Source organism: Sulfolobus islandicus Y.N.15.51 (genome assembly GCF_000022485.1).
Classification (GTDB): Archaea; Thermoproteota; Thermoprotei_A; order Sulfolobales; family Sulfolobaceae; genus Saccharolobus; species Saccharolobus islandicus.
In genome coordinates, this window is sequence record NC_012623.1 from 1,475,391 (window position 1) to 1,488,624 (window position 13,234).

A 13,234-nucleotide genomic window follows, 5' to 3' on the forward strand; every position below is an offset into this window, starting at 1 on the left:
TAACTCGTTTCTAATACTCACATAATACTTTTACTTTCGGTCTACTCTCTCTCCCTATTTAATACGTTTGTATAACGAGTATCACAGTAGTTTGTGCTATATTAAATGGTGTAAATAGTTGTTAATAGGTGGTCATCAATTCCGATAAAATACGTTTGCAGGAATTGTGGAACAATATTGCATAAGTTTGAAAAGGTTGGACAAGATTTCTATGGTGTGAGGACTCCCTCAGAGATTAAATCAATATTCGGAGGCAGATGCCCTAGATGTGGACATGAGTTAGGTATCCCGACTTTAAACGATATAAAGATAAATCTTAAAAAGAAGGCAACAAAAGTTATGGTTTTAGAACAACTGAGATAAGAGCTGGTCAAAAGTTATTTCAGATTTAGAATACTTGACCCCCAAGTCACGCCTATTTAGATAGTTTGAAAGTAGTTTTGTGACATTTCTGGGTTTCTCTTTTATTGTCGCAGAATCGTAATCTATAATATACGTTCTGTTATACGAGACTATTACGTTTTTCCATGGTCTACTCAATTCTTTATGCTCTATGAGTTTCTCTTCAAGAATTCTAGCTCTTTCTAGTAAATCAATTATTGTTTCTCTTCTCTCATTTTTCATTAAATTTCTCCCATGTATATACTCCATTAAAATAAAATTCTTACCGTAATCGTAAACCCTTGGTGCTACTTCCTCTCCGGCTTTGATTTGTAATTTTGCTTCAATTTCTAAGGTTTCCTTAGGAGCATCTGTTCTCCTTATTTTTAGGACTTTGTATGGTTCAACTAATACTACTATTCCAGTTTTTCCTTTCCCTAATACTTTTAAACTCCCTAAGTTCTTTTGACCAAATGAGTACGCGTAATCAAATCCCGCCTTTCTTAGCTCTTCTTCAACTTCTTTAGAATAAGTAGGGTAGATAAAACAGCTTATTTTAACCAAGTTGGAGTTTTCCTCAAGAATTTCATTATTTGTTGATCTTCCTTGTTTTGTAGCCAATAACTCTCGATATTGTACTTCACCTTTAGAACTATATTCTTTTTGGCTATTGTCTCTGCATCGTATTCCTTTCTCTCTTTTATAGAGTATAATCTTCCATCTTCTCCAACCCATATATTATCATTTTTCTGAATAAAATCTTCTATAGTTTCTGAGTAGTATTGTGGTCCAATATTTAGATAATACTGTCCAATGTTCTTACTTTCCAGTTGTACTGCAATAGTGATATTATTGGTATCTCCCCATGCTTGTACATCGATTACTCTAAAACCATATTGTTTTAGTGCTCTCTCTATTTTGTTTACACTTCTCTTTATTTGACCCCATACGATATCCTCTGAACTCTTCTCGTCCAAATTTAACCTTAAAATTAGCACGTCTCCCTTAACTTTTTCCTCTACTTTTTTTGATGGAAAGAAGAACTCTATAGAGGGGTTTTTTAGATAATATTTTGCGGCAATGGAAAATGTCGCTATATTTTTTAATGACACTGCGGCGGTTACATTTCTTTTAGGGTCTACTGGGTCTGGGATAATTAATGGCTCAGAAAAAATTTTCATTGGTTTCGTTAATTCTATTTTTATTGGATGCTTCCATTTTGAGGCCTCTTCTAGAACTTTTCTAAAATTTCCATAATATATAATTAAGAGTTCTGTTGCATATCCAGAGAATCCTTGTACTTTCAATTCAGCCCCGTAAACGCCTATTCCTTTCATGAACCTTTTAAGTAATCTAACCTCATCTTTTCCTCTTTCGTCCAAGTGGGAAGTAACGTATTTCGTATGGAATGGTGTTCTATCAACTGCAGTTATTGCCTTATCTCCGCTTTCCACTCTCAAGGCTGGGACTATATCTACTTCTACGTTATTTATATTGACTATCACATACGGATGTTCAGCGTATGCTAAAGTATAATCGAGATCTTTTATTCTGTTAATAATATCGTTTAGAGCGTTTCTTTCTAGATATTCTTTTCCAACATCTTTAGGATAAAATACGAAGACGTCTATATCTGTATCTTGTCTTAGCCAAGTTCCTTTCCTAAATGATCCCTCGACCTCGAAATCTAATTTATTTAACCTTTCCCTAATGATTTCCAATACTTTTTCTATTCCTTTTTTGTCTTCTTCAGTGGGTTTTATTATCTTCAGTACTTCCTCCTCTATCAATTGAACTCACTTCAAATAGTTTATCATATATTGGACCTTTTGGAGTTAACGTGCTTTTAAAGAGAACAGCATTATTAACTTCAAAGGTTCCAATATCCACGTTCATATTCTCGTTAATCGTATTTATGAGGTTGCTAATGGAGTTGTAGCTTTTTACCCTGCCTATTGTTAAATGTGGTGAGAAATCCTTATCGTCTTCTGGTCTAATTTTTCGCTTTAATAGCTCGTTAAGTATATAAGATCTAATCTGTCTAAGCTGTTGTTGGCCCTCAACGATTCCAACCCAAACTACTCTTGGTCTTGTTAAATTTGGAAATGCCCCTAAACCTTTTAGTGTAACTTTAAATTTATTGAATTTTAACCCACTCATTGAATCTTTCACTTCTTCTACTCTATCCTCTCTAACTTCGCCTAGGAATAATAGTGTAATGTGAATGTTATATGGTTCGACCAATTTTATGTCGGCTCCTGCATTTTTTACTATCTCGAATATTTCAAGCAGTTTTGGGGATTGCGGTACTTCTATGCCTATAAAGAGCCTCATAATTTTTAAACCTCTATAATGAGTTATTTGGTGGTCACAATTAAAGTCATTCTAATTACTGGAATGCCAGGATCTGGAAAAAGTGAATTTGCAAAGCTGTTGAAGGAAAGGGGAGCAAAGGTTATAGTGATGAGTGATGTAGTAAGGAAGAGATACTCCATTGAGGCTAAACCTGGAGAGAGGTTAATGGATTTTGCAAAGAGGTTAAGGGAAATTTATGGAGACGGTGTGGTTGCAAGACTTTGTGTTGAGGAATTGGGAACTAGTAACCATGATCTAGTAGTGTTTGATGGCGTGAGGAGTTTGGCAGAAGTTGAGGAGTTTAAAAGGCTTTTAGGTGACAGCGTTTACATTGTGGCAGTTCACTCTCCGCCTAAGATAAGATATAAGAGGATGATTGAGAGGTTAAGGAGTGATGACTCTAAGGAGATTTCTGAGTTGATAAGAAGGGATAGGGAGGAATTGAAATTGGGTATCGGAGAAGTAATAGCTATGGCAGATTATATTATAACTAATGATTCAAACTACGAGGAATTTAAGAGACGCTGTGAAGAAGTGACAGATAGAGTGTTAAAAAATGGTTAAAGTTATGGTAGTCGCAGAGGTTAGACCTTCAGAGGACGTAAATAAGGTTCTTTCAGCAATTTCAAACTTCTTTGATTTTGAGAAAACTAATACAAGGAAGGAAGGAATTATTGATATTTTAGTTTTAGAAGCTAGAACACTTAAAAGCTTACTAAAATTTCATAGAGTGTTAAGGAATGAACGAATTTTGGATTCTGCTAGGAAATACTTGATGAAGGGAATAGAGGGTAACACAATAGCTTTTATGATACATAAACAAGCTGCAGCAGTTGGGGTTCTAAGTTTTGTTGATAGTGATAAGGAATCTCCATTAGGCGCAATTAAATTTTATATAGAATATCAAAATCCAAAAGAAGTAGTCGACTGGTTAGCTCCAAGGACGGCTCATGGTGTACCTCTTTGGGATAATCCTATTCCACCAGATGTTTGACTACTTAAGAGTTATGTAAGATAAGTCATCTGGTAAAATTGATTTAGGGAAAATTCTCCTAGCCACTTTTAAGTGTTCAGTTACATCCTCATATCTGGGACTTATGTGAGTTAAGGCCAATAGCTTCACCGAGGCTTCTAAAGCGACTTTAGCGGCATCTGCAACATTTGAATGACCATACGTGAAAGCTGAAGGCTCATTTAAGAATGTTGAATCGTGAATTAAGAGATCAACACCTTTAACGGACTCTATTACTGATTGGCAAGGTATAGTATCACCAGTATAGGCTACTTTTAATCCCCTCTTTATCACTAAATAATCCTCTGGCTTTAAGAACTTTCCATTATATTCCACTGTTTTTCCTTCTTTTAGTTTTCTCATTACCCTCCAGTCCTTTATTTTTTCCTTTTCTAGTTTTTCTTCGTCTATTTTCACTCTATCCCTTTCTGAAATTAAATACCCTTGAGACTCTACGGTATGGCATGTTTTAAATGTAGCTATTGTAATATTCTGATCATTGTAATTATCTATAAATTCAATTTTGAATGAAGGATTAAATTTAGAGTATTCAAAGGACGTGTAGAGGAAATCCTTAAGGTCTCTCGGGCCGAGAATATATAGTGTCTCCTTTCTATCTAGGAGACCCATGCTTGCAATTACTCCTAGTAATCCAAATACATGATCTCCATGCATGTGGGTTATTCCTATAATTTTTATTGAATTTATTCCTAATTTATTATTCATCAATGTATATTGTGTTCCTTCTCCACAATCCAATAAAATGTTTAAGCCTTCTCTTCTTACCAAGAATGCTGGTAATTTCCTCTTTTTAGAAGGGGAACCTGCACCTGTCCCTAAAAAGAATATTTGAATCACTTTTTCTGCACCACGTAAATTGCCCTTGTTAAACTCTTATGTGAATATAAGTAATGTAATCCTTTTATAATAAAACTATTTTCCTTTAATTTGTCTATAAAATTGAATCTTGAGTCTGTTGCGAAGGCTAGAAATCCGCCTTTTGTTAATGTTTCGGACGCTGAGGAAAAGAATTCCTCATAGAGTTGCATTAACTCTGCACCTTTATTTTTAGTTGATCTACCATATGGGGGATCTGTTGCTATTGAAGTTATATGGTGAAATGGTAAATTGGTTGCGGAGGAAAATAATAAATTACAATCATAATGGAAATAATTTAGGTTTGTCTTAGTTTTTTGTAGCATTGTTTTATCTAAGTCACTTCCAATACAGTCGTAGTTTAGCCATCTAGCTTCAATCAATATTGACCCAGTACCGACGAAAGGGTCTAGTACTTCCTTTTTAGGTCTACAGAGGTTTACAAGTAATCTTGAAGTCTCGGGACTCATTGTACCCGATTGAGAAAACGGTTTCTTCTCATGTTCAAGGAGACTTTTAGAGTCAATTTGCCCCTTTATTTTTCCCAATATAATCACCCCGTCAGTTAATATTATGTCAATTTTCTCACATTCTTTCGACACTTTTACTCCTCGTTTTATCTCGTGATTTATTGCGTTTAAATTATTCTTTTGAGAGCCCATTATCACGTCTTCCTTTATCCAGAAACATCCTCCTCTTAATATCTCATTAATTTTTTTCGGATCGTCTGAGATGTATATAAGTTCGCCACTTCTTTTTATTCTGGCTGACCTTTTAGCTATATCTCCCTTATTTCCTTCAAATATTGCTACTCCAGTGAAGTAGTTAATCTCAGCATTATCGTCATTAAGCATAGCTTTCAATTCAGCTAATGACAAAAAATAATTGTTCCCTTTTAATACAGCGTAGGTTTTCATAAGCTTAGTGCTATTGATTGTGAAACGTCTATGGTTATTATATCTTTGTCCTTTATATTAATGGTGTTGGTTCCTATCAACGTCTTCACCCCCGCCTCTCTTAGCCTCTCTTTTGCATCTCCCACTAGTAATAGGTGGACTGCTACAGCTGTAACGCTTCTAGCACCTAAGGAATAGGCTAAACGTGTAGCTTGTACTATGGTACCACCAGTACTAATTATATCATCTATGAGAACCACATCTTTCCCTTTTAGGTTTATGTTTGGTGCCTCTTTTATTCTAACTTCGCCCGTTGTCCTATCCCTTTCCTTTTCGATATAAGAGTATGGAACACTAATTTCTTCGGCGATTTTTCTGGCTCTATCTAATGCTCCTCTATCTGGTGCCAATATGAATGGGTCTTCAACGATTTCCTTTATTTTTCTCGAAATTTGGTGATAAGGATGGACTATTTTAAGTTCTCCTTTAAAGTATGACAGTTCTTCTGGTTTATGTGGCTCTACTACCAATAAACCGTTAACTCCTATTTCACCGAGTATATGTAATATCGTCTTTATACTAACTGCTTCTCCATCTTTGAATCTTCTATCTTGTCTACTATACGCTAAGTATGGGACTACGGCAGTTAGCTTTTTAGCTCCTAGATCTCTGATGGTTTCTGCAATTAGGAATAATTCTATTAGATGTTTATCCTGGGGATAGTCTGTTGTTTGTACCAATAATACTTCTTCATTTCTAATTGAAGAGGGTACTCTTATGTAGGATTCCCCATCTGGGAATATCTTACTTTCCACTTTTACTAAAGGTATGGATAATATTTTTGATAAACTTTCATCTATTCCATTTGTGGCTGTTCCACCTATTATTATCATTATTATTATCTTTAAGGGGAAGTTTTTAAGATTAAAAGCTGAGTGAAAAGAGATATGTACTATGTTTTTATACTTGGAACTGCAGGATCGGGGAAGACGACTCTGACAAAAAATTTACAAGATTATTTACTTGATCAAGAGATGGATACTGCAATAATAAACTTGGATCCAGCAGTCGAACAGTTACCATATACTCCCGACTTCGATGTTAGGGATTACGTTGATGCGTATGAGGTAATGCAAAACTATCATTTAGGGCCTAATTCTAGTTTAATAGCATCTATTGATTTAATTTTAACTAGGGCAGCAGAGATTAAGTCAGAAATCGACCAAATTGAGGCTAATTACGTATTAGTTGATACTCCGGGACAAATAGAGTTATTCGCGTATAGGGAGACTGGTAAGTTAATTTCTCAGTTAATTAGGGGAAGTAATAAGGCATTAGGGCTATTTCTTCTAGATTCTTTTCTTGCTAAGGAAGCTAGAAGCTTTGTATCCTTACTCCTACTTTCAAGTTCCATAAAATTTAGGCTTGACTTACCCATTATAAACGTTCTTAATAAGGTAGATCTTCTTACAAAAAAGGAGTTAGAACAGATATTAGCATGGGGGGAAAATACTGAGAATTTGATTGATGAGTTAGGTAGGGTGGACGAATATTCCCTTGAGTTAGTTAATTTATTGATAGAAAGCTTGTCTTCTAACTTAATTCCCGTATCATCAGAAGAGGGTAAGGGTTTTGACGAACTATATGCCGAAATTCAAAGGGTAATAGCTGGTGGGGAGGATTATTTGACAGAAGAGCCCAATCCAAAGTTATAAGCTTTATTAGTCCTATAGAGTAATTAAATAACTGATGAAAGCTAAGGTAATTGATGCTGTTTCATTCTCTTATATTTTGAGGACTGTGGGAGATTTTCTGAGTGAAGCTAACTTTATTGTAACTAAAGAGGGTATGCGAGTCAGTGGGATTGACCCTTCAAGAGTAGTTTTTCTAGACGTATTTTTACCGTCAAGTTACTTTGAGGGATTTGAAGTTAATCAAGATAAGGAAATAATAGGTTTTAAGTTAGAAGACGTAAATGATGTGCTAAAACGCGTGTTAAAGGACGATACATTAATACTCTCTTCGAACGAATCCAGGTTAACACTTACTTTTGATGGAGAATTCATTAGATCTTTTGAACTTCCATTAATTCAAGTTGAAACTACACAGCCACCTTCAGTTAATTTAGAGTTTCCATTTAAGGCACAACTACTTACTGTAACTTTTGCGGACATAATTGATGAATTATCTGATTTAGGTGAAGTTTTGAATATATATTCCAGGGAGAATAAACTTTATTTTGAAGTTTTTGGGGACCTCGCCACCTCAAGAGTAGAGTTGTCAACGGATAGTGGGACGTTATTAGAAGCTTCGGGTGCAGATGTCAATAGTAGTTATGGAATGGAATACGTTGTGAAGACCACTAAAATGAGAAGAGCTTCCGATTCAATGGAATTATATTTCGGTTCTCAAATACCTTTGAAACTTAGATTTAAATTACCGCAAGAAGGATATGGGGACTTTTACATTGCACCAAGGGCAGAGTAATTTAATTAAGAGTTTTTTTAGGAACTATTATTTAAACGCGGAATTGGGATTGCCAAATGACATGGAATTAAGGGAGTTTGCCCTCCAACCTTTTGGCTCAGACACGTACATAAGGCATCTCTCCTTCTCTTCCAGTGAGGAATTAAGGGACTACCTAGTTAACAGAAATTTGCCACTTCATCTATTTTACTCCTCTGCAAGATATCAATTACCAAGTGCTAGAGACATGGAAGAGAAGGCTTGGATGGGGTCAGATTTGTTGTTTGATATAGATGCCGATCACATATGTAAACTAAGATCGATTAGGTTTTGCCCCGTTTGTGGTAATGCCATTACTTCTGAGAAATGTGAGAGAGATAACGTGGAGACTTTAGAGTATGTTGAGATGACAAGTGAGTGTATAAAAAGGGGTTTAGAAGAGGCTAGAAATTTGGTTGAGATTCTTGAGGATGATTTCGGATTAAAACCTAAGGTTTACTTTTCTGGAAATAGAGGTTTTCACGTGCAAGTTGACTGCTATGGCGATTGTGCACTTTTAGATTCTGATGAAAGAAAGGAAATTGCTGAATACGTTATGGGTGTAGGCGTTCCAAGCTATCCTGGTGGGAGTGAAAGCGCTCCAGGATGGGTGGGGAGAAAAAATCGCGGTATAAATGGGGTTACTATCGATGGGCAAGTTACCATTGACGTTAAGAGGCTAATTAGGATCCCAAATTCATTACATGGAAAATCCGGATTGATTGTAAAAGAGGTAACTAATTTAGATGATTTTGAGTTTAACGAGGCTTTGTCTCCCTTTACGGGCTATACAATATTTTTGCCCTATATTAGTATAGAAACTGAAGTTTTAAGCAGGAATATTAAGTTAAATAGGGGAGTACCAATTAAGATTGAATCTAGTATTGGGATTTACCTACATTTGAAGAATTTGGGGGAGGTAAAAGCTTATGTTAGATGAATTGGTCAGAAAGGAGTTATCAGAGGAAGAAATTACTGAAATTAAGCTAGAGGAGATAATCAAATACATGACTCTTATTAAAAAGTCTAAAACTTTCGCTAGTGCCGAAATCAGAAAGGGGGAATTGAAACTTCTTTCAGAACTGGCTGAATCGTTATTTGAGCTTAGATTGTCGAAGATCCTAGAGGGAAAGGTTAGCAAGGGATTTGATGAATTTATTTTTAATATTTTTAAGTCATTAAAGCAATTTTATGTTGAGTTGTTAATTGGCAGATATATAATTTATAATGACAAGATCTATTGCATAGTGCAGAAACCACTAATTTATAATAACCATAAGGTTGATGAAGGAGATGTTTTAGTTTTACCTATGAGAGAAGCCGTACCATTAATAATAGCAAGTTATTTAACTCCCTATAAAATAGATATTGAAGAACAGTTATGAAAGTCCCTAAGGTCATTAGTACATATTGTCCAAAGTGTAAGACTCATACAGATCATTCTGTGTCACTATATAAGAGCGGTAAGAGAAGGAATCTAGCAGAAGGACAGAGAAGATATGAGAGAAAGAATATTGGATATGGAAGTAAAAGAAAACCAGAACAGAAGAGATTTGCAAAAGTTACAAAGAAACAAACATTAGTATTGAAGTGTTCTAAGTGTGGTTATACTATAGTAAAAGAGGGAATTAGAGTAAAGAAGTTAGAATTAGTAGAGGTGGCTAAGTAATGAAGAAATTAAGAATCCTAATACCAGAACCAAAAAGCAGATTCCTTCGAATAAAGTGTCCAAATTGTGGTAACGAGCAAACAATATTTAGTCACTCTACATTTCCAGTTAGATGTTTAAGTTGTGGGACTGAGTTGGTCTACTCTGTTGGTGGTAAAGCAAAAATAGTTGGAGAAGTAGTTAGAATAATGGGTTAAAGATGATTTACAGTAGAAGCAGACTCCCCTCAGAAGGGGAAATTTTAATCGCAACTGTAAAACAAGTTTTTGATTATGGTAGTTACGTTACCTTAGATGAATATGGTGGTTTACAAGCCTTTTTACCTTGGAGTGAAGTAAGTAGTAAGTGGGTTAAGAACATAAGAGATGTTTTAAAGGAAAATAGGAAAGTTGTAGTAAAGGTAATTAGGGTTGATAGGAGAAAAGGTACTGTAGATGTATCATTAAAGAAGGTTACTGATGACGAGAGAAGAAAGAAGAATCTGCAATGGAAGAAAATTCAAAGATTAGATAAAATTTTGGAACTGGTATCTCAACAACTAAAATTAAGTGAGAAAGATGCGTGGGAGCAAGTAGCGTGGAAATTAGAGGCTAAGTATGGTGACCCTATTTCAGCAATTGAGAGGGCCGTTAAAGAGGGAGAAAAAATACTAATTGATGCAGGAGTTCCGGAAATCTGGATTAAACCATTACTGGAAGAAGCAGCAAAGCATACAGAAGAAAAGAAAGTGAAAATGTCTGGACTTATAACAGTCAAGACTAGTGAGCCCTTAGGAGTTCAAAAAATTAAAGAGGTAATGTCTAAAGCCTTAGAAAATATAGAACAAGACTACGAGAGTATATTAAATGTTAAGATATATACTATTGGTGCCCCTAGGTATAGAGTTGATGTAGTAGGAACTAATCCAAAAGACGCCTCAGAGGCACTAAACCAGATTATATCTAATTTAATTAAGATAGGAAAAGAGGAAAACGTAGATATAAGCGTGGTCAAGAAATGAAGTGGAAAATGAAGAAATGTCCCAAAGATAACACCTATACTTTTAAAGATATTTGTCCTGTATGCGGCTCTAAGACTATGATTCCTCATCCATCTAGATTTTCTCCAGAAGATAAATACGTAAAATATAGGATTGAATTAAAAAAAGGAGTAAAGCTTAACTGTTAATTACTACTGTAGGTTTTAGTATAACACCGGGCTGTGTAAACTGGTATACCATGACCATTATGTAAGTAGTGTATGGAACTCCTCCAGCACCTCCATTTCCTACCGGGAATAGTGCTATATATGCAGGTTGGAAATACATTAGTTGAACACGTGGTAATGGAGATCCCGTTATAATATATCCAGAACTGCTAGGAATTATTTGTGTTGTGAATGGAGCTATTGGTTGTCCGTATCCTATTTGATACAGACTCTCAATGAACATTTGGACTATAAGTGAGTTATATGCTTTAGGGGTCCATGCAAATGGTTCAGCTTGTGAAACTTGTGAAGCTAATGCTTGGGCAATAGTTGGATTAGTAGTTGCATAGGTATTAATTATTTGTGTTATTGTATTATTTAATTCGGTTAGGTTTATGTATTCTTCTAGAGGATATCCAGCTATTGTTGTCATTGCTCCCATAGCCTTTCCAATATCTCCTAAACTTGTTGTATATCCAAAGAACGCATTAGGTAAACTAGGTGGGTATCCTACGTACCATTGGGCTTGATTACCAGAATATACTAGCGTAACAGCATCATATGCCACTATATAAACTGGTATAGTATAGTTTGGACTACCATAAGGATACAGGTGGAAATATTTTTCTAGGACATTCGCTGCGAAAGTTTCATTGTTCAAGAACATTTCTGCCATTAGTTTAATTTGTGTACCATTAAGCGTATTATTTTCATCTATAACGCTCCTATTTGTCAGGACCTCCAGCCAATACCCATAATCCCACCAGGATAATACAAACGCGTGTTGTGGTGAATGGGTTCTTATCCAATTTGCTGCAGATACCCAAGAGTAGTTAGTTGTTAAGAAGCTTGTAGCAGCATTGGTTATTGCCGGAGGTTCATTGCTCGCTAGTGTTGCCAATCCAGCATCTGCTACTAAGGATATTCCTACAATAGCTAAGAAAAAGCCTACTAAAATTTTGCTGCTGTTTCCATTTTTCACTCCCTTTAGTAGGTTATCTGCAATGTAATAAACTCCTAAACCTCCTAAGGCAGCTACCATATAGGCTGTATAGTTAAATAGGTAGGGCTGTTGTGATGTGCCAAATATGCTAGCAACTCCCAATACCAATAACCATAAACCTACTAGGTTTCCTTTTCTTATCAAGTAATACATCCCTATGACTGACAAAAATAGTGCTATTCCGAAATCTTGTATCATTGCAGTTATCGGCTGGGGAATATACTCTGCTACTGTCTTATCTATCGGTATTGTAACTTGATAAAACGGGTTTATTATAGCGTAATACCTTGATGGTATTGGCGCTGATGTAGGTCTTAGTATTGATAACCCAGATAATCCTATGGTGAATATGAAAATTAGTACTGCAATTACTATTAGATTTCTTGAATCTACGATTTCTTTAGGTAGCGTTTTAGTTAGATATAAGTCTAAATAAAGAACTGCTGAAATTAAGAGTAATGATAGGCCGTGTGCTAACCCAGACATGAAACCTATATTATTTGGGGCTAATGAAGTTAGAAATGAAGTTACAACTACCATTATTGTGTACAAGTTTGCAGTAGTCTCATCATTTCTATTCAGTAAAATTAGTAAGAACGCTGCTACGAGCAAACTTAAGTCAATATATGTATAACCTCCCCAAGAGATCTCGGCTAAAAATAACACAAAACCTGCGGGTACACCATACCAGATGTTCTTCTTCTTTAAGCCTTGATTAAAGAGGAAAATTGCAAATAGGATAAACACTGCACCCCAGGATGTCTTAGGAAGACCACCTAACAAGTTCTTATATGTTAACGCAGGAGAAACTGCGATTATTGCAGCTGCCATATAACCAGCTAATCTGCTATTAGTTATGGACTCTATCGAAAGATATGATGCTACAACTCCTAGTCCAGCTAACAAAATATCAGAAAATATTGCCACCGTATATACTGCGTTTGCTCCGTAAGTTCCATAGAAGGGCAAAGAGGCTAATGCTACTAAGAAGGGCAAACCTATAGTATTCCCCAATTCAATGAAGTATCCCCATGGTAACCAACCTAATACGTCTGGAGGTACTGCGTACCAATTTCCATGAACTTGAGCTATCAATAATGCATTATAGAAAAGATACCAAGGATCGAATTCGTTAACTGCTAAAGGCCAATTAGCACTTAGGCTTCTAATTAATATCGAAACTAATGAAAGACCTACTATTAGGGGTAAATCTATGAATGATGTCTTCCGTAAATCTCTTCTTAGTCCCTTAACTGACTGCATGGCTGTAGTGTATTAAGTATTATACATTTATTAAACTTATTCCAAGCATACAGTTTTAGTTTACAGAGAATCATTTTAAAAATAAAGCT

The 13,234-nt window shown here is 35.5% G+C and carries 18 protein-coding genes; 11 read left to right on the forward strand and 7 right to left on the reverse strand.

Annotation, left to right across the window (positions count from 1 at the left end; all coding sequences use genetic code 11):
- Positions 1 to 177 precede the first annotated feature (177 nt).
- On the forward strand, positions 178 to 363 hold the full coding sequence (locus tag YN1551_RS08185; protein WP_012711205.1) for a hypothetical protein: 186 nt from the start codon (positions 178 to 180) through the stop codon (positions 361 to 363).
- Here the strand turns inward: YN1551_RS08185 and YN1551_RS08190 are convergent.
- From YN1551_RS08190 to thpR, 3 genes are read right to left on the reverse strand one after another with little or no spacing between them, the layout of a single operon-like run.
- Positions 346 to 945 (reverse strand): serine/threonine protein kinase, encoded by a 600-nt coding sequence (locus YN1551_RS08190; RefSeq protein ID WP_009989195.1) that lies wholly within the window; start codon positions 943 to 945, stop codon positions 346 to 348. The genes YN1551_RS08185 and YN1551_RS08190 overlap by 18 nt on opposite strands.
- Positions 933 to 2,171 (reverse strand): CCA tRNA nucleotidyltransferase, encoded by a 1,239-nt coding sequence (cca, locus tag YN1551_RS08195; RefSeq protein ID WP_012717536.1) that lies wholly within the window; start codon positions 2,169 to 2,171, stop codon positions 933 to 935. The genes YN1551_RS08190 and cca overlap by 13 nt, the downstream gene beginning before the upstream one ends.
- On the reverse strand, positions 2,131 to 2,715 hold the full coding sequence (gene thpR / locus YN1551_RS08200; protein ID WP_012717537.1) for an RNA 2',3'-cyclic phosphodiesterase: 585 nt from the start codon (positions 2,713 to 2,715) through the stop codon (positions 2,131 to 2,133). Before thpR ends, cca begins: the two co-directional genes overlap by 41 nt.
- Positions 2,716 to 2,733: 18 nt before the next feature.
- On the opposite strand from thpR, the gene YN1551_RS08205 reads away from it, so the two are divergent.
- Together YN1551_RS08205 and YN1551_RS08210 are read left to right on the forward strand one after the other, a co-directional pair.
- Entirely contained in the window at positions 2,734 to 3,300 is a 567-nt protein-coding gene (locus YN1551_RS08205; RefSeq protein WP_009989191.1) for a nucleoside monophosphate kinase, read from the forward strand.
- Positions 3,293 to 3,730: an RNA-binding domain-containing protein gene (locus tag YN1551_RS08210; RefSeq protein WP_012713614.1), complete on the forward strand. Its 438-nt coding sequence runs from the start codon at positions 3,293 to 3,295 to the stop codon at positions 3,728 to 3,730. The genes YN1551_RS08205 and YN1551_RS08210 overlap by 8 nt, the downstream gene beginning before the upstream one ends.
- On the opposite strand, the gene rnz is transcribed toward YN1551_RS08210, so the two are convergent.
- The 3 genes from rnz to prs are packed head-to-tail and all read right to left on the reverse strand — an operon-like array spanning position 3,731 to position 6,413.
- A complete protein-coding gene (gene rnz, locus YN1551_RS08215; protein WP_012716098.1) occupies positions 3,731 to 4,606 on the reverse strand; it encodes a ribonuclease Z in 876 nt (291 codons plus the stop codon).
- Positions 4,603 to 5,541 carry a TRM11 family SAM-dependent methyltransferase gene (locus YN1551_RS08220; protein WP_012713612.1) on the reverse strand — a complete coding sequence of 313 codons (939 nt, stop codon included), beginning with the start codon at positions 5,539 to 5,541 and terminating at the stop codon, positions 4,603 to 4,605. The genes rnz and YN1551_RS08220 overlap by 4 nt, the downstream gene beginning before the upstream one ends.
- Positions 5,538 to 6,413: a ribose-phosphate diphosphokinase gene (gene prs, locus YN1551_RS08225; protein WP_012716097.1), complete on the reverse strand. Its 876-nt coding sequence runs from the start codon at positions 6,411 to 6,413 to the stop codon at positions 5,538 to 5,540. The genes YN1551_RS08220 and prs overlap by 4 nt, the downstream gene beginning before the upstream one ends.
- A gap of 54 nt (positions 6,414 to 6,467) precedes the next feature.
- Here prs and YN1551_RS08230 point away from each other — a divergent pair, with 54 nt between their 5' ends.
- Genes YN1551_RS08230 through YN1551_RS08265 form a run of 8 tightly spaced genes read left to right on the forward strand, consistent with a single transcriptional unit; the run spans position 6,468 to position 10,861 of the window.
- The gene (locus YN1551_RS08230; RefSeq protein WP_012711197.1) at positions 6,468 to 7,235 is read left to right on the forward strand and encodes an ATP/GTP-binding protein; all 768 of its coding nucleotides are present in this window, start codon (positions 6,468 to 6,470) and stop codon (positions 7,233 to 7,235) included.
- 34 nt (positions 7,236 to 7,269) lie between these two features.
- On the forward strand, positions 7,270 to 8,007 hold the full coding sequence (locus tag YN1551_RS08235) for a DNA polymerase sliding clamp (RefSeq protein WP_012713610.1): 738 nt from the start codon (positions 7,270 to 7,272) through the stop codon (positions 8,005 to 8,007).
- The gene (gene priS / locus YN1551_RS08240; protein ID WP_012713609.1) at positions 7,973 to 8,965 is read left to right on the forward strand and encodes a DNA primase small subunit PriS; all 993 of its coding nucleotides are present in this window, start codon (positions 7,973 to 7,975) and stop codon (positions 8,963 to 8,965) included. The genes YN1551_RS08235 and priS overlap by 35 nt, the downstream gene beginning before the upstream one ends.
- Positions 8,955 to 9,410, forward strand: a complete 456-nt coding sequence (locus tag YN1551_RS08245; protein WP_012711194.1) for a hypothetical protein — start codon at positions 8,955 to 8,957, stop codon at positions 9,408 to 9,410. Before priS ends, YN1551_RS08245 begins: the two co-directional genes overlap by 11 nt.
- Positions 9,407 to 9,694: a 50S ribosomal protein L44e gene (locus YN1551_RS08250; protein WP_009989178.1), complete on the forward strand. Its 288-nt coding sequence runs from the start codon at positions 9,407 to 9,409 to the stop codon at positions 9,692 to 9,694. The genes YN1551_RS08245 and YN1551_RS08250 overlap by 4 nt, the downstream gene beginning before the upstream one ends.
- On the forward strand, positions 9,694 to 9,891 hold the full coding sequence (locus YN1551_RS08255; RefSeq protein ID WP_012711193.1) for a 30S ribosomal protein S27e: 198 nt from the start codon (positions 9,694 to 9,696) through the stop codon (positions 9,889 to 9,891). Before YN1551_RS08250 ends, YN1551_RS08255 begins: the two co-directional genes overlap by 1 nt.
- Before the next feature lie 2 nt (positions 9,892 to 9,893).
- Positions 9,894 to 10,694 (forward strand): translation initiation factor IF-2 subunit alpha, encoded by an 801-nt coding sequence (locus YN1551_RS08260; RefSeq protein ID WP_012716095.1) that lies wholly within the window; start codon positions 9,894 to 9,896, stop codon positions 10,692 to 10,694.
- A complete protein-coding gene (locus YN1551_RS08265; RefSeq protein WP_012711191.1) occupies positions 10,691 to 10,861 on the forward strand; it encodes an RNA-protein complex protein Nop10 in 171 nt (56 codons plus the stop codon). Before YN1551_RS08260 ends, YN1551_RS08265 begins: the two co-directional genes overlap by 4 nt.
- Here YN1551_RS08265 and YN1551_RS08270 read toward each other — a convergent pair.
- Positions 10,851 to 13,145, reverse strand: coding sequence for an STT3 domain-containing protein (locus tag YN1551_RS08270; RefSeq protein ID WP_012717538.1), 2,295 nt, complete (start codon positions 13,143 to 13,145; stop codon positions 10,851 to 10,853). The genes YN1551_RS08265 and YN1551_RS08270 overlap by 11 nt on opposite strands.
- Between the last annotated feature and the right edge of the window lie 89 nt (positions 13,146 to 13,234).

Bases quoted from the DNA above. Each gene is read 5' to 3' on its own strand.
- thpR (WP_012717537.1), bottom strand. From the start codon at position 2,715: ATGAGGCTCTTTATAGGCATAGAAGTACCGCAATCCCCAAAACTGCTT.
- YN1551_RS08250 (WP_009989178.1), top strand. From the start codon at position 9,407: ATGAAAGTCCCTAAGGTCATTAGTACATATTGTCCAAAGTGTAAGACT.
- YN1551_RS08210 (WP_012713614.1), top strand. From the start codon at position 3,293: ATGGTTAAAGTTATGGTAGTCGCAGAGGTTAGACCTTCAGAGGACGTA.
- YN1551_RS08245 (WP_012711194.1), top strand. From the start codon at position 8,955: ATGTTAGATGAATTGGTCAGAAAGGAGTTATCAGAGGAAGAAATTACT.
- YN1551_RS08205 (WP_009989191.1), top strand. From the start codon at position 2,734: ATGAGTTATTTGGTGGTCACAATTAAAGTCATTCTAATTACTGGAATG.
- YN1551_RS08220 (WP_012713612.1), bottom strand. From the start codon at position 5,541: ATGAAAACCTACGCTGTATTAAAAGGGAACAATTATTTTTTGTCATTA.
- prs (WP_012716097.1), bottom strand. From the start codon at position 6,413: ATGATAATAATAGGTGGAACAGCCACAAATGGAATAGATGAAAGTTTA.
- YN1551_RS08255 (WP_012711193.1), top strand. From the start codon at position 9,694: ATGAAGAAATTAAGAATCCTAATACCAGAACCAAAAAGCAGATTCCTT.
- priS (WP_012713609.1), top strand. From the start codon at position 7,973: ATGGGGACTTTTACATTGCACCAAGGGCAGAGTAATTTAATTAAGAGT.
- YN1551_RS08270 (WP_012717538.1), bottom strand. From the start codon at position 13,145: ATGCAGTCAGTTAAGGGACTAAGAAGAGATTTACGGAAGACATCATTC.
- YN1551_RS08230 (WP_012711197.1), top strand. From the start codon at position 6,468: ATGTACTATGTTTTTATACTTGGAACTGCAGGATCGGGGAAGACGACT.
- YN1551_RS08265 (WP_012711191.1), top strand. From the start codon at position 10,691: ATGAAGTGGAAAATGAAGAAATGTCCCAAAGATAACACCTATACTTTT.
- YN1551_RS08260 (WP_012716095.1), top strand. From the start codon at position 9,894: ATGATTTACAGTAGAAGCAGACTCCCCTCAGAAGGGGAAATTTTAATC.
- YN1551_RS08235 (WP_012713610.1), top strand. From the start codon at position 7,270: ATGAAAGCTAAGGTAATTGATGCTGTTTCATTCTCTTATATTTTGAGG.